Raw genomic sequence first — 19,631 nt, 5'->3', positions numbered from 1 at the left:
GAAAGGTGGTTTCAATTCACTCATCTAAAACCTACCAATCAGGTGCCCCCATAATTAGTTTTATCATGCTATTCGGATCTGGCTCTAGTTCAAGACCAATTCGTTCAACCAAGTCACCATTACTGCCTTCTATATTTGCATAAATACTTAAATAAGTAATAGGACCTTTTCCTGCTGAATCAAAACCTGAATATTGATTCGGTAATTGAATTTGCATCGGTTTTCCATAGATTGCACTATAGGTTAAGATCTCATTGCTACCATTTATGTTATATACCGTGATTTCTATATTGCATGACTTTCCAATTAATTCAGGAACAACTTCCCAATTACCATTGGGCTCAGTGGTCCCATTTAAAGGATCCTCAATCAAACTGGTACAGACAATCGGGAAACTCAAGCCTTGATTGCTGACATAAACAACTTCACGATCTGCCAAGATAATATTAACATTGCCTGTTAAACCTGAAGTTTGCTGACCTTTATAACGTACCCACTGGTTACTCTCAAAAATTAAAGCTGTTTGTGCAGACCAATCCAACTGCCCGTCTGGGTCTTTTATACCTGTGAGGAACCGACCGCCATCTTGCGATATTGAAAAATCCAACTGGTGATTTATTTTGCCAAAACATGCCACAGACGTCCCATTGGGTAGTGTACATTTTACAAAATGATCTGTGGCTGATTTTCCAAGATCAATAATCACATTACCTGAGGTTGTCGAAGTTTTTTCACCCAGCATCGTGCCTGTTAAATCTTTTGCAGTCCAATGAATTGAACCACTCGAAGGCATATTCACCACCGTCAATCCTTCTTTAGGAATACTGTTAGATTTGGTTAAGGATGAACCATCATTTAAGCTGATTTTTGCAGTCACATTGCATGGAATCCCCTCACCGTTGGATTGACACTGCACAAAGACTGAACCTGCATTTTCAAATTTCAAATCCCAGTTCCATGTTGAAAAATGCTTTACTGTTGCATGTACTGCAAGGCCTGTAGGTGATTGATTTGACGTCGTCACCTGCCCAATACCCTCTTCAATCCACAAGCCACTCGCTTCATCAAAATACCACATTGGAATTTGTGTCCCTACTTTCATCTCTTGATTATTGATACTCTTTATCGGCAGGTTCATTTGAAGGTCTGCTGTTTTACCAACTGCAAGTTGTAGTTCCTGACCACCCGCATCTTTAAATGTGGCTGTAATCATTCCCGCACTAATCAGATCCACAATATTGCCTTGTGCATCGCGTGCTACACCATTGGCAGGCATTGCATTTAAATCACGATTGGTGATATCCCATGGGGTAAATTCAACAGTCACAGCGCCCGTAGCAAGACTGCCGTCTGCTTTTACAAAAGCATTGGCAGGGATACTAATACTTGCACCCAAATTTTGGGATTGAATCACTTGAGCGGCAGAGATATCAGACACAGGAACAACTTGTTTAATGGCCAATAAATTTGCTGAGATTGCTTTTAAATTGGCAACATCATAAACAATTGACTGCGTGATAAAGCCTTGTTTTTCAAATTTAGCCACCACTTTTTGTGTGTTTTGAGGAAGTATCAGATTCAAAGTCGCATGACCATTTTGATCTGTTTTAACACTTTGCCCCTGTATTGTAATATTTGTATTTGGAATCGAAGCGCCATCAACCGTTTGAGCTGAGACTAAAACCTCGCGGTTTATCGTTGTTGCTCCCTGTTTTACTTCTATTTTCTGTGTAGTTGAATCAGTCCGACCTGCTAGGTCTGTTATCGTCAGGCTCACGGTATATTGACCAACTTTTGTATAACTATGTTCAACTGTAGCACCTGTTCCGTTTGAACCATCTCCAAAGTTCCAAGCATAACTAGCAATTGCACTGGCTTCTTTTTTTTGATCAACCGTACTTTTCGTTCCATCAAATTTGACAACTTCACCGATACTTGGCGCTGTTGGACTATATTCAAATTTGGCTGTAAGACCCTGTTCAAATTGAGTTGAAGAGTTACAAGCCAACAAAAGTAAGCTTAGCCATGCAAAAAGAAACCATTTTATATAATTTTTCGATCTCATCATTGTCATCACCTTATTGTTATTTAATTCGCGATATCCATCACGATAACTTATATTACTGTGAATTAATTATTAATAATAGCTGTTTTATTTTAAAAATATTTCAATATTTTTCTCAATCAAATACCGTTGATACTTGCGGTATCAAAGCAAGTGGTGACAAAAAATTTGATTGAATATTGATAAATAAAAGAATGATTTTGATTAGAAATAAATGTTTTCCATTATATTTCAAAATCTTATATTTATGCATTTAATAAGTGATACTTTTATATCTATGTATTTTTTAATTAAAGACTTATTTTTTCCACAATACAGATAAAATTTAAGTAATAGCCATATAAAATTCACTGCAATGAAGAGTCTGAACGCTTAAAAATTTTTAAACAATAGAAAAATCAAGTTATGACTTCAGGACAAATACTTGTTTTTCTATCGGGTGGTTTTGATCTATTTCAACAAGGCTTAGTTCACTTCCAAAACAAGCGCCCGTATCTAGAAAATAGCAATTATGCTTCTTGGTGACAAAATCAACCACGGTATGACCTAGAAAAACCTGTTCTACCCCGACAACCGTTGAATAACGCATAAAGCGCTTATTTTTAATTCGCCCCCTGCCCCATAACGCCAATTCGCGACTTTTAGAACGTGTGGCAACTTTAAACGCATCCCAATCATTTAGATCTATATCGGCATGCACAAAGCCATACTTCTTATTTTGATAAATGACTTCTAATAGTATGGGTAAAGTGTTTAATTGATCGATGACTTGTTGCTGCTGATCCGAACTTAATGCATAAAACCATTCTCCACCATGATGCGCATGCATATCTTTCATCATCGGATCGATTTGCGACAATAAGCACATTTCTTCATGATTGCCTAAAACAGCTTTAAACCAAGGCTCTGCAAGCAGATGCAAACATTTCAAACTGTCAGGACCACGATCAACAATATCCCCTACAGCAATCAATAGATCCTTTTCAAAGTTAAATTGAACCCGTTCAAGCTGTTGCATCAACAAATCATAACAACCATGTATATCGCCTACCACAAACAAGCGACCTGTCTCATGGGTATAGGTCGCTACATGCGCGAGCTTGTGTTGCGATAATTCAGACATAGACTGATCTTTGATTAAAACTCAATTGAAGCTGCTTCAATATGCTGGTTTTCTTTGGCTAAATCCAAATATTTGCTGGCAGTTTTTTTATTTTTACGTACCCCTATCCCATCTTTATAAATTTTAAATAATTCAAAATAAGAGTCAATATCGCCATGATCGGCAGCTTGTTTAAACAAATCTGCACTTTGGGTCAGATCAGCCTCTACACACTTACCTTCCTGATACATTTGTGCCAATAAGAAGAAAGCACGTGGAACTTTCAACTCTTTGGCCTTGTTTAACCAGAATAATGCCCCATCCGCATTGTTTTGACGTTGCTCAAAAATCGACATACACAGCATGGCCTGAACATGGCCTTTCTCTGCGGCTGAATTTAATAATGGGAGGTGATGTTCATGTTCTAAAGGCAGTAACATCGACAATTCAAACTGTGCATCTGGATGGTTTTGCATTGCGGCGCGTTCTAACCAAGAAATGCCTTGATCAAGATTTTTCTCAGTTCCCATACCATAGCGTAAACACTGTGCTAAAGAATATTGAGCTGGAACATTGCCTGAAACAGCAGCATGCGATAATAAATCAAAAGCGAGTGCTGCATATTCTTTCTGCTTTTGCTCAGTTTTGGCATTTTCCGAATTTTTTAACAGTGTCACTGCAGCTAAATAAGCAGATTCGATATGTCCATTTTTTGCAGCTTTAAGTAAAAACTCTTGCACAACTGCTGCATCCGCTTTAGCACTTTGTTGTTCAATAAGTGCGCGAACATAGCAGCCAAATGGATCATTATGTTCTTGCGCGATATCGGCATATTTTAAAGCAGCATCAAGATTGTTCTGTTTTAAATAACTAAATGCCAATAAAGCACAGGAAAAATGGTCTTTTTCAGCAATTTTTAACAATTCATTTTGTACTTTGATCGAATCAAACCCTGAAAACTCTACAAAAAACTTCAGGCTGTTTTGATGCTGGTTTTTTAAATAATTATTTAAAAGTAATAAGTACGCAGACTGTGGATCCTGTGACAATTGTTGTTGTGCATAAACAAAAATTGCTTCTGGATGATTCAGTTGAACTGCCTGTTGCAAATGCATTAGGGCTTGTGCTTTTGTCAGTTGATCGGTTGCATTGTTCAAGCCAAGATAAGCAAGTTCTAAATGAGCCAATGCATGATTAAGCTTTGCTGCATGTTGAAAAAAAAGAAGAGCTGACTGCACACTTTGATTTACATAACGGCCTAAAACATGCCACTGTCCTAACAAAGTACTTGCAGGTGCAAAATTCTGATTAGAGGCATTGACCAACAAATCAACACGCGCTTGAGCGTCTTGCTCATTTTGAGCAAGACCTTGTTGTTCTAATTTAAGTACATCGATATACCAAGTTTCTGCTTGTGAAAGTTCTGTCGCATTTAAGCCTAAATTTTCAGTTTTATTGGTGTTTCCTGACATCTTTTATTCCTAACACATGTGCCATTGCAAGTATAATCATTCCCATCTTACAGAGGACTCGGCTGAATCTCAAAGGGAAATGTTGAATCAATATTCATCTATTCGCGAAATACTCAAATAAATCCGAGAAAGTGCTAAAATCTGTGCAATATTTTTCTTCACCTTAGATATGCCAAACTCTCAACTCACTGCTGTGCTCTTCATGGTTTTATCTATGGTGGCTTATCAGATCAGTGCCTCATTTGCGAAACAGTTATTTGAGGTTTTAGATCCGATTACCGTCGTGACCTTAAGATTATGTTTTGCATCTATTTTAATTATTTTAATGTTCCGTTCATGGAAAATTATCAAGCGTTTACCTTATCTAAGATGGAATGAGCTACTCTATTATAGTGGTTCAGTCTGTTTGATGAATGTGCTGTTCTATGCCTCTTTAGGCAAATTGCCTCAAGGTATTGCTGTTGGACTAGAGTTTTTAGGCCCTCTGACTTTGGCACTGCTCTCGATTAAACAAAAAAGTGACTATATTTGGGTATTTCTTGCCATCATCGGTATTGCATTGATGGTGCCTTGGCAAGATGCGACCGCACATAATTTTTCCTATCTTGGTGCTGCTTTTGCTTTGGGTGCAGGTGTCTGTTGGGCAAGTTATATTTATTTTGGGCAAAAAGTTGTACGACAAAATATTGGTATGCATGCACTGAGTATTGCAATCGTCTTATCTGCCTTGGTTATGCTGCCAATCAGTGCTGTACATAACCCAGATGCCTTGCTGCAAACACAGTACTGGGGCAAAGCTTTGCTGATTGCACTTTTAGCAACAGCAATTCCGTATGCCTTAGATCTGCTTGCTTTAAAACAATTAAGCAAAATGAGCTATGGTACTTTATCGAGTCTATCTCCTGCACTTGCCGCAATTTCAGGTATGGTATTACTGAATGAACATATTACTGCTTGGCAAACCGTTGCTTTAATCTGCATTATGATTGCGTCGGTAGGGGTAACATTTAGAGCGGCGAAAAGCTCAGATACCCACTAAAACATTCTCAATACTGACCCACTGCCAGTCATATAGAACCTCGACCATATTTACGCGATCTTTAGGAAGAGAGGAAGATCAGCGTAAATATATGATGAATGAGAAGCATCTCATTAACTAAAAAAGTAAATATCGTTCAGCAATCTGCTCATCATTCTCTTGGTACTTTATAGCTTCAATTTTATTTAGTTTGCCTTTGTAGACAAGTCAACGAAATACAAGCCAATAGACTTAGCCAACCAAGCGGATAAGGTCTTTTGCTTTATACTTTTTATATTCGGATAGGTACTTCTTTGCTAAGATTAATTTTTGATTTTCATCTAAAATCTTTAGCGCTTTTTGAAAAAAAGAATGCTCTTCTTGTTGAATATGATGCGCGATGATTTCAGATAATCGTTTCGCCAAAACCAACCAGCGAGAGTGGCTAAAATCTGTTTGTTCTAGTGATTGTAATATTTCATCCATCTCATGATGTTCAGCCAGTGCCAAACGGGTAATATTTAAACCTGAATCCGTCATCATTAACGGAATATAAAAATAGCGATCTTCCGCAATCGCATGAGCAAATAATTCATTTTTTAATAAATTAAAAATTTTCCTTCGTTCAGGACTATCGCCTGAGGTATGCGTTAATTGTTCTGACAAATCCTTCTGAATGATATGGCTTTCTCTCAAAGCCTCAAATATATTCATCTAAATCCCTCTTTTTATAATCCTATTTGATATTTACCTTCCATTGCTTCGGTTTGTGATTTTTCGATCAAGAAACCAACAATCTTAGAAGACAAATCAAAAAAAAGCCTTACAAAATTTAAGCTTTTTTGTATCAAAAAAAATTAACCAGAGAATCTAGCAAATTACGCGACAAACATTTGATAGGCCAAGCGACAAATCAAAATGCTGACCAAAATCAAAAATAGAATACGAATAAAACCACTGCCATATTTCAATGCCATTTTCACACCAACCAATGAACCACACACATTGGCAACAGCCATCAGCAGGCCCAATTGAAATAACACATGTCCAGTGGGAATAAAGAAACTCAGCGCGGCAAAGTTGGTCATGAAATTGCCAATTTTGGAAAGCGCCGATGCGTGCAAGAAGTCAACTTTCAGATAACGAATAAAATAAAAGATGAAAAAACTACCTGTACCTGGCCCAAATATTCCATCATAAAAGCCAATCAATAAACCGCCAACACCCGCGATCAATAACATTTTACGCGTGATTTCTTGTTGAAAATGGACTTGTCCAAATTGCTTCTTAAAAAATGTATAGATTGCGATCACAATCAACATAAACAATACAAATGGCCGCAAAATTTCCTGGGGGATCAGTGAGACACAAGCAGCCCCCCCAAATGAGCTAATAAATGCAGTGATTCCAATCACTGCCAACAGCTTCCACTGAATTTTGACTTGTTTTAAGTATGAAAAAGCAGCCGAAGCCGTTCCACAAATCGAAGCCAGTTTATTGGTTCCAAAAACTGTAGCGGTAGGATAATGCGGTAAAGCACCCATTAATGCAGGAATTTGAATCAGTCCCCCACCTCCAACAGCGGCATCAATTGCCCCTGCACAAAAGGCAAAGAACACTAAACTGAGGATGATATCAAATTCCATAACATTCACTTATCTTTTAAAGGCGTCTATTAACGCTGGGAGACTTAACCGTGCTCTGGCTTAATCCTGCTTTAGCTTAATCAGGCTTAGATTTAAACTGAGTTATTTTCTAACAATGAAACCAAATTAAAGATTTAGCACGCGTTTAGGCACTAAACGCTTTTTATCGGTAATTTCAGCCAAACCTAAACACTTATCGCCATCAAAAACCAAAACTTCAGCTTCAGCAACATGCTCAATATTGCTTTCCATACCGCGGCTAAAATATTCCGCACGACCTTCAGGGACCTGAACTTTAGGGAAATGATCAATTGGTGCATAGACAGGCAGCAACAAGGCTTCACGCGCTTGTTCAGTCAAGCTTTCCAAATGTTCAATGGTATATTCTGGTATCAAATCAAAATGCCCGGTTTGAGTTCGATTTAAATACGTTAAATGCCCGTAAGTTCCCAATGCTTTGGCAATGTCTTCACCCAAAACTCGAATATACGTTCCTTTAGAACAAGTAATATCCAAGGTCAGGCTGTACTGATTAAACGCAATCAGCTCAATGGCAAAAATATGAATTGGGCGTGCATCACGTTCAATCTCAATTCCCTGACGCGCCAACTCATATAAAGGACGGCCTTGTTTTTTTAAGGCTGAATACATTGGCGGAACTTGTTGAATATCTCCGGTAAATTGCGCCAAAACCTGTTGAATACTGTCTTGGCTTAATTCAGGTACGGCCTTTTCAAATAAAACCTCGCCTTCAACATCACCCGTGGTCGTACTATGCCCAAGCTGAACAGTCGTTTGGTAACGCTTGGTCGAATCTAACAGATAATGTGAAAATTTAGTCGCTTCACCTAAACAGATTGGTAAAAGTCCAGATGCCAAAGGATCAAGCGCCCCTGTATGCCCTGCCTTTTGAGCGCGATACAACCATCGCACTTTTTGTAGCGCCGCATTTGAACTTATGCCTAAAGGCTTATTCAATAAAAAAACACCACTGATATGGCGACGCGGTATTTTCTGAGCTTTTGAAGACATATTGGTCTGGATACGGAGAATAATGCGCTATTTTAGCAAAAACCATTCGTCTATTTTTACAAATTTTCTGTTTGAAATTTCGAATTCTATGGCAAATTATTTTTTCAATAAAAAATCTAAAAATAGTAGGAATATTAGATGGATCTATCTAAAAAAATGATTGGGATCATCATTGGTAGTCTCTTGATCATTCTTTTAGCCGTAATTTTTTGGCTAAAACCCAATACAGAATCGACTGAAACACCGCCAGCTTCAGAAAAAGCACATGAACAACAGATGGGGCAATTGGCTTCAACTCAACTTCCAGCATCCGAAGCACTGAGCTTTGCCAGCAAAAGCCAACAAGACACGCAAATTAATTGCCAAATCCGTGCAGATGCCTCCAATCGTTTAATTGTCAATGAACAGACCAAAGATTGCTTTGAATATTTCATCACCCAATATGGTGAAAAAAGCATTGAGCAAATCAAAACCGATTTTCTCAGCTATACCAAAATCAGCTATAAAGAGCCTCTACTATCGCAGTTAGATGATCTCTGGACACGTTATATTGATTACAGAAGTAAATTAGGCGATTTACAAGCACCCACCGCAGATAAAGAAAGCGCAAAGTATTATCAGCAGATCTTAGTCAATACTCAAAACTTAAGAAAAAAATTCTTCTCGGATTATGAAATTCAAGGCTTATTTGGCACACAAGATACCTATGACCGATATACGGTAGACCGCTTAGAAATTATGGATAATCAAAAATTATCTGCGGCTGAAAAAGCGCAAAAACTCAAAGAACTTTTTGAGCAACTCCCTGAGGACTGGAAAGAGAATTTACAACAACTCAATCAACTTGAAGACTTAAGAAAGTTGACAGCGGAGATTAAGGCACGTGGTGGTTCTGCACAAGAGATCCGTCAAATGCGCACCAATCTGGTGGGACCCGAGGCGACACAACGCTTAGAAACGCTTGATGTACAACGAAATGATTGGAAAGGCAAAGTTAATCAATACCTTGCTGAGCGTGACAATATCCTCAAAAGTAATCTGAGTGATTCAGCCAAACAGCGTGCGGTAGAACAATTGAAATCACAACAATTTGCAAACCAACAAGAGCAACTCAGATTACAAACTTTTGAAACTGTGCATGATCAAGGAGGCAAATTACCCTTTGCAAATTAGCCATAAAATACATAGCACATCGCTAAAATGATGAAAAAAGCGAAAACAAAAATATTTAGATTATGCGGTATAGCACGTTTTATGGCTTGAGTTTGCAAGCCAGACTCAAGTATCTCTGTAGATTTATGACTCAGGGATACCAACAAGTCTGCGGATACAAAGTGGAAAATAATATTAACAACCACCTATAAGGAGGACGCACACAAACTAAAAACTTGCTCGGGATTGACACGATTTTAATGCAACTTGCACCTTTGGTTTAGAGCAATAACGATAATGATGGTATGCCAATCGCTTGAGACCATAAGGGTTGTAAGCAAATTTTAGCTTGCAACATAGACTTCATGTCAATCAACAATTCACTTAAAAACAACAAGAGTATTTTAATATGAAATTTAAGATCAATATTTTCGCCATGAGTTTAATCATTGGATTAAGTTCGATGACCGCATCTGCATCTGGCTTACAAACTGTAAATCCACGTTATGTCAGTTCAAACTATGCAAAAACCAAATATCCGATTGTATTTAATCATGGGATGTTCGGTTTCACCCGTCTAGGGCCTTCATCCTTTGGCATAGATTACTTCTATCAGATCCTCCCTGATTTAGCTCGCAATGGCGCAAAAGTTTATGCGACACAAGTCTCCCCATTGGAATCGACACAGCTTCGTGGTGAACAGCTCTTACAGCAAGTCGATGAAGTCATCGCACTGACTGGCTCACCCAAAGTCAATCTGATTGGACATAGTCATGGTGGTCCAACAATTCGCTATATTGAAATCGTTGCACCCACAAAAGTTGCTTCTTTAACTGCTGTTGCAGGGGCAATTAAAGGTTCTAAGATCGCGGATGATATTTTAAGTAACCGAGGCGCAAATACGCTTCTGACAGTTTTTAGTCAATATATCTTAGCACCTGTGATTACACTTCTCGAAGGTAATCCATCCCTCCCCCTCAGTCTAAATAACTCTTTACAAAGTGTGAGCGAACAAGGGGCTGCTGAATTTAATGCAAAATTTCCAAGCGCTGCGATTCCCAAAGACTGTGGTAATGGTCAAAAAGTAACAGCCAATGGTGTTTATCATTATTCTTGGACGGGTACAGCTCAATTCACCAACATTTTTGATGTTATGGATGGCGTCATTTCTACACTCGCGCCTTTGTCTTATAAAAATCTAGACAATGATGGCATGATGAATCGTTGCAATACTCATTATGGGCAAGTGATTCGAGACAATTACCGTCAAACACACATGGATGAAATCAATCATGTTTTAGGGCTACGTGGATTATTTTTTGCGCCGAATCCACTTGCTCAATATCGTCAACATGCCAATCGTCTGAAATTACAAGGCTTGTAAATATTGCCGATGAGAGGCGATAAAATGTACTGTTCATTCAGTATATTTTATAGTTGAATAGTAAATGATTCTGGATTCAAATTTTATATTGAACATCGTATTGAATTTCGAATTCCAGAATCTGATTTGATATGAGATTTAAAAAAACAAAGAAGTTAAAGTTTGCGTTCCTGCAAACATGATCAGAATCGAGGCTTTACACTCAATACATTTAAAATTGAGGTATGTAAATCGCCCAATAATAAAATAGATGGAGTTTTAACATGAAATATGGACGTATTATCGCGAGTCTACTGCTGGCGAGTACATTATCAACCGCATATGCATCTAATAATGCGCAAAAAGTGACTGTCAGTAAAGTAAACTCGGACTATGCAAAAACCAAATATCCTGTGGTATTTGTGCACGGTATGGCTGGGTTTATTCGTGCTGGCGATGTTTTAGGACTAGACTACTGGTATCAAATTTTACCAGATTTGGCTCGCAACGGCGCCAATACATGGGCTACGCGAGTATCACCCTTTAATTCTACTGAAGTCCGTGGTGAGCAATTGGCTCAGCAAGTGGAAGAGATTCTGGCAATTACCGGCAGTCAAAAAGTCAATCTGATCGGACATTCGCATGGTGGTCCAACCAGCCGCTATGTCGCAGGCATCATGCCTATGCAAATTGCATCTGTGACTGCTGTTGGTTCACCACAAAAAGGTAGCCCTGTTGCAAACGTTATCTTAAGTATAGAAGGCACGCCACTTCAAGGTCCATTGGTGAGTGTGGTCAATTTATTTTCAAAAGCAATTGTCTGGGCGCAAGGTCTTAACCCGAAAGAACTTCCTCATGATGCGTTGGCAGGTGGGAAAAGCCTCACCATTGAAGGTTCTGCACTATTTAACAGTAAATTCCCGATGGGCGTTGGTACCACGGCTTGTGGTGAAGGGGCTTATCAAGAAAAAGGGATTCAATTCTATTCATTTACAGGCAATACCGCCGTTACAAATCTTCTCGACTTGGATTCTGCCCTACTTGGCACAAGCCTCTTAATTAACGCAGGTCGTGATAATGATGGCTTAGTCTCAAGATGTAGTGCTAAATTCGGTAAAACGATTCGTGATGATTATCGTTGGAATCACTTAGATGAGGTCAATCAAATTTTAGGATTGCGTGCAATTTTTGCACCAGATCCAGTACAAGTCTATCGTGAACATACCAATCGCCTAAAACTACAAGGACTTTAGCAAGAAACAAAAAATGCGCCAAATGGCGCATTTTTTTAGCTGTAAAGCAAAGTTAAAATTAACCTTGTTTACGTGCTGGTAATTTTTCACGAATACGCGCAGCTTTACCAGACAATTCACGTAGGTAATAAAGCTTAGCACGACGAACGTCACCACGACGTTTCACTTCGATTTTAGCAACGATTGGAGAGTGAGTTTGGAATACACGCTCAACACCAACACCGCTAGAAATTTTACGTACTGTGAACGCAGAGTTCAAGCCACGGTTTTTCTTCGCAATAACTACGCCTTCAAAAGCCTGAAGACGCTCACGATCACCTTCTTTTACTTTTACTTGAACGATAACTGTGTCACCAGGAGCAAAAGTTGGGAGGTCAGTTTTTAACTGTTGGTTTTCAATTGCTTGAACTAAAGGATGTTTACCACTCATTGTGGGAATCTCCGTTTTGCGGGACAGAAGAGGTCTGCACAACCGCTGGGGATAGAGGCTAAATCGCGTATCAACCCGTTTATCTTTCCCTTTATTGCTGATGTTATTCAGATCAATAAAGAGCCTAATATAAGTACTTAATCATAAGTATTTTCTCGAAGCCGACTTCTTATGGAACTCACATTCCGCAGGCCAACAATGATGAATTGTTGTATTACTAATAAGAAGTACAGCTTCTGACGTGCGTTGAAACAAACATGATCAATGCTTGCCTACCCTCGCTCATCTTTTAGCCATTTTTTTTGCTGCTTGGTCAACTCAACTTTTTCCACCAACTCAGGTCGGCGTTCTAAAGTGCGTTGATAGCGTTGCAAAAACCGCCATTTCTCAATATTGGCATGGTGCCCTGACTTAAGTACTTCAGGAACATCCAAACCTTCAAAATGATCTGGCTTGGTATATTGTGGGCAATCTAAAAGACCATCCACAAATGAGTCCTGCACTGCTGATTGTTCATCTGACATGGTATTCGGCAAACGTCGAATAATACTATCCAATAAAACCATCGCAGGGAGTTCACCGCCTGATAATACGTAATCTCCAATCGACCATTCCTGATCAACATATTTTTGGATCAAACGCTCATCAACGCCCTCATAACGTCCACACAGCACAATTAATCCGTCATATTCAACAAATTGTTGTACTGCAGGTTCATTTAAGGTCTGCCCTTGTGGTGACATATACACCACAGGAACATGAACTGCACCTGCTTGCTTTGCAAGCTCTTTTGCATGGTGGATTGCTTTTGCCAAAGGCTCAGCCATCATCACCATACCAGGACCACCACCAAATGGACGTTCATCCACTCGTTTGTAGTTACCCTCAGCAAATTCTCGTGGATTGATACAATGAACTTGTACAATGTCACGCTTTGCCGCTCGCCCGCTAATTCCGTACGCTGTAATCGCTTCAAACATTTCAGGAAAAAGCGTAATGACTGCAAAAAACATCGCAGACTCCTCTATTTTCCTGCTGCGCCAATCCTTATCGGATTAGAAATCTACGCCCCAATTGACATAGATACGACCAGCTTCGAGATCAACGCGTTGTACCACATCTTTATGCCATGGAATCATTCGCTCTTCGCCATCGATGCTATCAGCTGTTGCACGAACAACCATGACATCATTGGCGCCTGTTTCAAACAATTCGTGGATTTGACCAAGATTTACTTCCTGTTCTTCTTCATTCAGACCTAATACGATTAGACCTTTTAAATCAGACCAGTAATACTCGTCCACGCCTGCTTGAGGCAGTTGCGATTTTGAAATCCAAACATTCGCGCCAACTAAGCTGTCTGCTGCAGTGCGATCACTCACACTTTTCAACGAAACAACCAAGCCTTTACCATGTGGTTTCCAACGTTTTACGTCTACAATTTGCCAACCTGCTTTGGTCTCAATGTACCAAGGAAGGTAGTCAAATATGTTGCTCATAGGTTCTGTATTGGAATAGACCCAGAGCCACCCATTTAATCCATATGCTGAACGTAGCTGTCCAATCTGAATACGATCTTCGGGCACATTCTGTGCTGGTGTCATGGGCTTACTGCCTAATTAAAGGTTTAATTATGCAGTAGCTGCAGCTTTCTTAGCTTGAGCAGCTAAAGAAGCAACACGTTCAGACGGTTGAGCGCCTTGAGCAACCCAGTGAGCAAAACGGTCAGCATCTAAACGAAGTTTTTCTGCTTTACCTTGAGCTGTAGGGTTAAAGAAACCAATACGTTCGATGAAACGACCGTCACGCGCATTGCGGCTATCAGTTACGATTACTTGATAGAACGGACGTTTTTTAGCACCACCGCGTGCTAGACGAATTACAACCATGATAGAACCTTATAGTTTTTACGGATTATCCTTGCACCGACCATCGATACATTTCAAACCCCTTTCATAGAGGGCAATATTTTACGTTATCTTTGTCATGAAAGAAAGATCAAATTTTATTTATCCACAATTTTGAATTTGATTTTTATTTACCGTCCCAATTTGTGGTTGCTGATGGGGTGCAAGTGGTACCTTTGCTCCAACATTTTTGGCCTTGGCTATCTAATCCGACATCACCATTTCCGGCTTGCTGAGAACCTGCTATTGGAGCAGCATTTAAAGACCAAGTTAAATTATCTTTAGAAACTTCTAATTTAACTTTATATTTTGCTTCTCCAACACTTGGATAATCTTCTTCAAATGCTCCATTTTCCAATTTGGCATCTTTAAATGTCCCTTTCGCCATTTTATAATTGGATAAATTTCGGGCAATTTGAAGCATTTCACTTTGAGCATCAACTCTATTGGTCTTAATTATATAGTCTTGATATGCTGGATATGCTATCGCAGCCAAAATCCCTAAAATTACGACAACAATCAATAGCTCAATTAAAGTAAAACCTTTTAATTTCATACTTTTCACCATGATGTAATATCACTACCTGTACATGCTGTAAAAGTTACACTGTCTTTGGTTTTACAACGAAGTCCCTCACTCGTCATAAGTAGATTATAGTTTTTAACATCTGTACTTTCAGCTTTGATTGCCCAATTTCGACCTCTATTTGCATCATCCTTTGAAGACAATTGTTTCCCACTTATTGGATCTTGTAGGGTGATTGTGTATTTTACCTGATCACCACTTGCTCCTTTCGGTAAAACAATTTCAGTCATTGCCCCAGACACACCATAAATATAATTTGGATCAAAACCTTTATAAGTGAAATTTTTGGCTTTATACCGCTCTAGCTGCTCAGCAACTTTCTGCATTTCCTGCTGAGCAGCTGATGTAGAAGCTTTCCGGGTATACTCCGTATAGGCTGGAAAGGCTACGGCAGCTAAAATGGCAATAATTATGACAACGACCATTACTTCAATCAAAGTAAAACCAGATTGAGCACTTGATTGCTTACTATAAATGTCAGTAGGCAAATTAGTTTCGAACTTAGCTTGCTGAAACATATTTTTCATACCACCGTATCGGATTTAGAATGCGGGTACATTCCCATTTACCAGATCCTTGAATATTTCCAAGCATGGTTAAACTTCCACAACTATTTGGTTTATTTGGATTCTCACCAGGCCCTAAAGTAATCCCTCGAATACCCGCCCCAATGACATTTGCATTTTTACCATTCAGAATTTGAAAGCCTGACTTTTTATCTTCATCTATATCCTTTGTACCATCTAATTTCAAACATACACCATATGGCAAACAGAACTGCTGGGTATTACTTTCACCTACAATGCGTGGTTTGCATGGATCTTGTTGTGCTACACCTGTACCTTCTGGATCATATGTAGGTACAAATAAATAGTTAGTTAAAGCGATAGGTTCTTCTTCAAACGCCTTTATACCACCAGATGTTCTTCCTGATACATCATTTCCCGTATAATCACTAGTAAGAGAACGATACCAACCTTGTAGCCCTGTTTTATTATATGGAAAAAAGCTTGATGCAATTGCCCCAGATAGCGTTTGCGGATTTTTCTTTAAATCTGTCAGTACTAAATTAACTGTTTTTAAATCACTATCTGCAATCGTCATTAATGCCTTATTACTAAAATCACGATCAATTAACCCATAAACATTATTCATAGGTCTGTTTGGTATTGCTTTTGCAGGTAAGATTCCTTCTCGTCCAGTTAATGGCGTTACATCTAAAGGTGTACTACGATCACCTGAAGCAATCCCAACTAGAATAAAAGTGTCTGAACCTTGGGTATGCTTTGTTAAGGTTGGCGGTTGATAGAAGCGTGGTTGGTCTCCATCGGTTACTGTTGTACTGCCTAGATTTGCCAGTCTTACAACTCGTTTACCAAATCCAGAAACAGGTGTCCCTTTTGCATTATTTAAATCGGCTCTAAATACTTGCCCACCTAAATCACCAAAATAAAGATGATCAACCAGACCATCACCATCACGATCAACAGTACTTATACGACTCACAATACTATGCGTCATAGCTGCATTATTAGAATCTGCACCTGCATTACTTGCATACCACAGAACAGAGCCATCATTCGCATCTATCATATAGACAGCATTACCATCTGCTTGTGCTTTCTTACAGGCAGCGCCACCATACTCCGCTGGATTTGCAGTATTTAATTTAAATCTTGGATTTTCATAGCATATATCATAACCACCGCCGATGATCATCACACGTTTGAATTTATCGCCATAACGTACATTTGCAAGTACAGGTTTAGACCAGGTTTGCCCTATGCGTACATATTTTCCACCTAAATCAGGTCCAATTCTAAATAAAAATTTTGGTGAATTAGGATTCAGTACATTTAATCCGTAATAACTTGTCCCCCCCATCCGCATACCACCATACACATTCATTTGCTTCGCTCTTACAGATGTTGTGTTTGAGCTTGTGCCAAATTCATATGCTGGATCGGCAACCCATGCACCATCTATTCCATAAGTGGCATCACCTGCTTCACTTCTGCGTAAGGCTCTTGAAGCATCATCTTTTTCTAAGATATCTGATGGAATAAAAACCATTTGTTCAGCACCTGTTGATCCATCAACAACACGTAAGCCCCCTTCCATACTTGAATAGAGTACAGATTGTGAGCGTACTGCTGTTAAATCACCATCTGCATCTAAATCACCAGAATAAGTCAGTTGAACAGGGAATGAGTGAATACTTGCCCCCATAGCAGTGAATGGGGAACTTGGTGGTGTTAATGTATCAGGTAAGGTTGTCGTTGTTGCCAAATCTAAGTCATAGCCAAGATAATTTAATATTTTAATCTTAAGTGGAGTTGAAAAATCTTTTACAACAGCTTGTGTCTTAAACCCTGTCAATAATGCTGCATTATTTGTAATTGGTTTATTTGTAACAGCCAATAAATTGCTATCTTTTGCAGAGATTTTTACAAGCTTCCCATTATTTACACTAGATACGTCTGTAAATAATGGTCTAAATAAATTAGGATTATCTGTTGTTGGCAAAGCTAATTTTGAATAAACTCCGCCTTTTTCAACAAGACCTAAATCAAATGAATTTGAAGCATTAAAAAGGTCTTTAGTATTTTTATTTAATGCACCTAGGTCATTAAAAATTGTTGTTGGTCCATCTTTTAAGGCTCCGCCATTAATTCCATACTTCTTTAAATTACCTTGCCAGATTAAATAATTTTTTCCAGGATCAGGTTTTAAAGCACGTAAATATCCATATGGTTGAAAACCATTTGGATTTAATGCGTCGACTGGCACAGAGATAGCACCTGTAGATAAAGGATCTGGTGGAGTATCTCCTAAAGAGTTGATAAACTGAATAACACTTAATGTAATATCTGTTGCTTTTGAGGCTTGGAAAAATCCGCCATTGCCGAAACCACCATCATAGTTATAGCCATCACTTCTTCCTGTTCCTGAGTTATTTTCAGTCGGTTTTGCAACTGATAAACTCCCAGCATATCCAGGTGAACACTTATCGTTAGGTTCTGCACCTGTTGCTGCATCTTTATATGCACGAGAACTTATTCGACAAGCATTTTGAATATCTGTAGATGCATTCAAAGGATCACCAGCAAACTCTGTACCGAACCCAACAAAAGCTGTTTGAATAGATACCCCTTTAGGATTCGTTACAGGATTAAACAATGACTTCGCAAATGCTCCCATACAACGCCAAGCACTGCCATCTGCAGTGTTTGATAAGTCATTAGAACAAGAAAATAAACTTCCTTTATCATTTAAAGCTTGCTGCATTAAGGCTGCAGCACGTTCATCGCTGGAACTATTTGGCTGTCCATCTGATAAAAAATAAACCCCCTGACCATCACATGATGCACTCTTATTTGCATCTGGTAATGGCGACTTATATGATGCATTAACATTTTCTGCTGCTCTATCAATTACGATATCAGGGTATGTAGCATCTTTTATAATTGAGTTTGGTATACCACTATCAGCATTTGGTATTATATAGTCGTAATAATCCCCAGAATAAAAAGTATCTGTATAGGTATCGAGCCAACCACCATTTGGTTGAATATTAGGTTGATTTTCCCAAACGGGTGAATTATTAGTTATTGCTCCATTGGTCCCCCCATAAGTCGTCGTAGCGCCACTCCAATACTTACATGTTTGCGCTAACGTATTAAGGTTTAGAGCATTTAGAGACTGACAATAGTACGTTTTATAAGTATATGTATAATTATATCGTCTGGAAGAACTGGAGCCTGTTGATAAAACTGTATAACTCCTAGTCATATATTGCATATCTCTTTTTATTCTATATTTTTTTTCTGAATATGTCGTTGTACCCATTAAATATGAAGCTGCTTCAGCATAAGCGGGTGCAGAAGGTGTACCACTCCATGCAGTCAATCCAGCAATTGCTGTTTTAAGAGCTTTACGTTGATCGCTTTCATTCTCTCCTAGTTTTTTAGCAGGGACTAAAATTTGTGCAGTTCTACCATCTCCTCCAGCTGAAAAGTTGCCAACACCAACATAAGCTGTTGAAATTTTTGCACTACTGCCCTTTAACAAACTTTGTGCAGCTGAATCAGTACTATCTAAGAACTGAAACATTCCATCTTTTAATCGAGTTATTCGATCATAACAACGGTATGCACCATTGGATTGTAATTCACACCCAGTTACTGTATTTGTGACTTTTGGATTCGTTGCGGCACTGTTTTTAGTTATATAACAAAAATTACGAGCATATTGAGGCGTTGTATTTGATAATACTGAATAAATTTTACCATTGGTGTAATTACTACCGCTATTCATGGTATTTGTATTACTACAAACACCATAATCCTGAGCCAAACTCATATCTTTGATTTGACTTGAAGCATATCCATCCCCATACCCCATACTTCCAGATGTATCTAGCATCATGATAATTGTTTTTTGCCCAGCTGAAGGTGCAGCATAAATCTGCAAGTCAGTCGCTTGAACAACACTAGATGAAAACAGGAAGGTACAACTGAAAGCCAAACTAAAAGCTGTAAAGTTTTGTTTTTTTAAATACCACACTTTTCTTATCAATGAGGTACTTTTAATTGAGTTTCTCAT

At 38.7% G+C, this 19,631-nt stretch carries 17 protein-coding genes; 4 read left to right on the top strand and 13 right to left on the bottom strand.

Annotation, left to right across the window (positions count from 1 at the left end; all coding sequences use genetic code 11):
* Positions 1-31: 31 nt before the first annotated feature.
* From AC07U8_RS01965 to AC07U8_RS01955, 3 genes are all read right to left on the bottom strand, one after another.
* Positions 32-2,068: a PKD domain-containing protein gene (locus tag AC07U8_RS01965; protein WP_494737219.1), complete on the bottom strand. Its 2,037-nt coding sequence runs from the start codon at positions 2,066-2,068 to the stop codon at positions 32-34.
* 400 nt (positions 2,069-2,468) lie between these two features.
* On the bottom strand, positions 2,469-3,188 hold the full coding sequence (locus tag AC07U8_RS01960; protein ID WP_494737218.1) for a metallophosphoesterase: 720 nt from the start codon (positions 3,186-3,188) through the stop codon (positions 2,469-2,471).
* 14 nt (positions 3,189-3,202) lie between these two features.
* Positions 3,203-4,639, bottom strand: a complete 1,437-nt coding sequence (locus AC07U8_RS01955) for a tetratricopeptide repeat protein (protein ID WP_434278443.1) — start codon at positions 4,637-4,639, stop codon at positions 3,203-3,205.
* A gap of 169 nt (positions 4,640-4,808) precedes the next feature.
* On the opposite strand from AC07U8_RS01955, the gene AC07U8_RS01950 reads away from it, so the two are divergent.
* Complete coding sequence (locus AC07U8_RS01950) at positions 4,809-5,678, top strand: EamA family transporter (RefSeq protein ID WP_209828204.1); 870 nt, start codon at positions 4,809-4,811, stop codon at positions 5,676-5,678.
* 231 nt (positions 5,679-5,909) lie between these two features.
* On the opposite strand, the gene AC07U8_RS01945 is transcribed toward AC07U8_RS01950, so the two are convergent.
* From AC07U8_RS01945 to truB, 3 genes are all read right to left on the bottom strand, one after another.
* Positions 5,910-6,371, bottom strand: a complete 462-nt coding sequence (locus tag AC07U8_RS01945; protein ID WP_151801912.1) for a hemerythrin domain-containing protein — start codon at positions 6,369-6,371, stop codon at positions 5,910-5,912.
* A gap of 164 nt (positions 6,372-6,535) precedes the next feature.
* Positions 6,536-7,303: a sulfite exporter TauE/SafE family protein gene (locus AC07U8_RS01940; protein WP_004718268.1), complete on the bottom strand. Its 768-nt coding sequence runs from the start codon at positions 7,301-7,303 to the stop codon at positions 6,536-6,538.
* A 126-nt stretch (positions 7,304-7,429) separates the two neighbouring features.
* On the bottom strand, positions 7,430-8,335 hold the full coding sequence (gene truB / locus AC07U8_RS01935; protein ID WP_004818661.1) for a tRNA pseudouridine(55) synthase TruB: 906 nt from the start codon (positions 8,333-8,335) through the stop codon (positions 7,430-7,432).
* Between the two features lie 138 nt (positions 8,336-8,473).
* On the opposite strand from truB, the gene AC07U8_RS01930 reads away from it, so the two are divergent.
* From AC07U8_RS01930 to AC07U8_RS01920, 3 genes are all read left to right on the top strand, one after another.
* On the top strand, positions 8,474-9,508 hold the full coding sequence (locus tag AC07U8_RS01930; protein ID WP_004818659.1) for a lipase secretion chaperone: 1,035 nt from the start codon (positions 8,474-8,476) through the stop codon (positions 9,506-9,508).
* A 388-nt stretch (positions 9,509-9,896) separates the two neighbouring features.
* Positions 9,897-10,871, top strand: coding sequence for an esterase/lipase family protein (locus AC07U8_RS01925; RefSeq protein ID WP_004818656.1), 975 nt, complete (start codon positions 9,897-9,899; stop codon positions 10,869-10,871).
* Positions 10,872-11,134: 263 nt separating this feature from the next.
* Positions 11,135-12,103 (top strand): lipase family alpha/beta hydrolase, encoded by a 969-nt coding sequence (locus AC07U8_RS01920; RefSeq protein WP_034617444.1) that lies wholly within the window; start codon positions 11,135-11,137, stop codon positions 12,101-12,103.
* 58 nt (positions 12,104-12,161) lie between these two features.
* Here AC07U8_RS01920 and rplS read toward each other — a convergent pair whose 3' ends face one another.
* The 7 genes from rplS to AC07U8_RS01885 form a co-directional block, all read right to left on the bottom strand.
* Entirely contained in the window at positions 12,162-12,533 is a 372-nt protein-coding gene (gene rplS, locus AC07U8_RS01915; protein WP_004718278.1) for a 50S ribosomal protein L19, read from the bottom strand.
* 272 nt (positions 12,534-12,805) lie between these two features.
* Entirely contained in the window at positions 12,806-13,546 is a 741-nt protein-coding gene (gene trmD, locus AC07U8_RS01910) for a tRNA (guanosine(37)-N1)-methyltransferase TrmD (protein WP_004818651.1), read from the bottom strand.
* 42 nt (positions 13,547-13,588) lie between these two features.
* Positions 13,589-14,137 carry a ribosome maturation factor RimM gene (gene rimM, locus AC07U8_RS01905; protein ID WP_004718282.1) on the bottom strand — a complete coding sequence of 183 codons (549 nt, stop codon included), beginning with the start codon at positions 14,135-14,137 and terminating at the stop codon, positions 13,589-13,591.
* A gap of 27 nt (positions 14,138-14,164) precedes the next feature.
* Entirely contained in the window at positions 14,165-14,422 is a 258-nt protein-coding gene (gene rpsP / locus AC07U8_RS01900; RefSeq protein ID WP_004718284.1) for a 30S ribosomal protein S16, read from the bottom strand.
* A 145-nt stretch (positions 14,423-14,567) separates the two neighbouring features.
* The gene (locus tag AC07U8_RS01895; protein WP_034617462.1) at positions 14,568-14,996 is read right to left on the bottom strand and encodes a type IV pilin protein; all 429 of its coding nucleotides are present in this window, start codon (positions 14,994-14,996) and stop codon (positions 14,568-14,570) included.
* 5 nt (positions 14,997-15,001) lie between these two features.
* On the bottom strand, positions 15,002-15,544 hold the full coding sequence (locus AC07U8_RS01890) for a type IV pilin protein (protein ID WP_494737217.1): 543 nt from the start codon (positions 15,542-15,544) through the stop codon (positions 15,002-15,004).
* Positions 15,528-19,631, bottom strand: a complete 4,104-nt coding sequence (locus tag AC07U8_RS01885) for a pilus assembly protein (protein WP_494737216.1) — start codon at positions 19,629-19,631, stop codon at positions 15,528-15,530. The genes AC07U8_RS01890 and AC07U8_RS01885 overlap by 17 nt, the downstream gene beginning before the upstream one ends.

This window comes from Acinetobacter sp. GW821-FHT01E09 (assembly GCF_059422385.1).
Note: the sequence above shows the minus strand (reverse complement) of the source record. Positions and strands in the feature narration are given on the sequence as shown.

Excerpts from the sequence above, each read along its gene's own strand:
- AC07U8_RS01965 (WP_494737219.1), bottom strand. The coding sequence starts at position 2,068 with ATGATGAGATCGAAAAATTATATAAAATGGTTTCTTTTTGCATGGCTA.
- AC07U8_RS01960 (WP_494737218.1), bottom strand. The coding sequence starts at position 3,188 with ATGTCTGAATTATCGCAACACAAGCTCGCGCATGTAGCGACCTATACC.
- AC07U8_RS01955 (WP_434278443.1), bottom strand. The coding sequence starts at position 4,639 with ATGTCAGGAAACACCAATAAAACTGAAAATTTAGGCTTAAATGCGACA.
- AC07U8_RS01950 (WP_209828204.1), top strand. The coding sequence starts at position 4,809 with ATGCCAAACTCTCAACTCACTGCTGTGCTCTTCATGGTTTTATCTATG.
- AC07U8_RS01945 (WP_151801912.1), bottom strand. The coding sequence starts at position 6,371 with ATGAATATATTTGAGGCTTTGAGAGAAAGCCATATCATTCAGAAGGAT.
- AC07U8_RS01940 (WP_004718268.1), bottom strand. The coding sequence starts at position 7,303 with ATGGAATTTGATATCATCCTCAGTTTAGTGTTCTTTGCCTTTTGTGCA.
- truB (WP_004818661.1), bottom strand. The coding sequence starts at position 8,335 with ATGTCTTCAAAAGCTCAGAAAATACCGCGTCGCCATATCAGTGGTGTT.
- AC07U8_RS01930 (WP_004818659.1), top strand. The coding sequence starts at position 8,474 with ATGGATCTATCTAAAAAAATGATTGGGATCATCATTGGTAGTCTCTTG.
- AC07U8_RS01925 (WP_004818656.1), top strand. The coding sequence starts at position 9,897 with ATGAAATTTAAGATCAATATTTTCGCCATGAGTTTAATCATTGGATTA.
- AC07U8_RS01920 (WP_034617444.1), top strand. The coding sequence starts at position 11,135 with ATGAAATATGGACGTATTATCGCGAGTCTACTGCTGGCGAGTACATTA.
- rplS (WP_004718278.1), bottom strand. The coding sequence starts at position 12,533 with ATGAGTGGTAAACATCCTTTAGTTCAAGCAATTGAAAACCAACAGTTA.
- trmD (WP_004818651.1), bottom strand. The coding sequence starts at position 13,546 with ATGTTTTTTGCAGTCATTACGCTTTTTCCTGAAATGTTTGAAGCGATT.
- rimM (WP_004718282.1), bottom strand. The coding sequence starts at position 14,137 with ATGACACCAGCACAGAATGTGCCCGAAGATCGTATTCAGATTGGACAG.
- rpsP (WP_004718284.1), bottom strand. The coding sequence starts at position 14,422 with ATGGTTGTAATTCGTCTAGCACGCGGTGGTGCTAAAAAACGTCCGTTC.
- AC07U8_RS01895 (WP_034617462.1), bottom strand. The coding sequence starts at position 14,996 with ATGAAATTAAAAGGTTTTACTTTAATTGAGCTATTGATTGTTGTCGTA.
- AC07U8_RS01890 (WP_494737217.1), bottom strand. The coding sequence starts at position 15,544 with ATGTTTCAGCAAGCTAAGTTCGAAACTAATTTGCCTACTGACATTTAT.
- AC07U8_RS01885 (WP_494737216.1), bottom strand. The coding sequence starts at position 19,631 with ATGAGAAACTCAATTAAAAGTACCTCATTGATAAGAAAAGTGTGGTAT.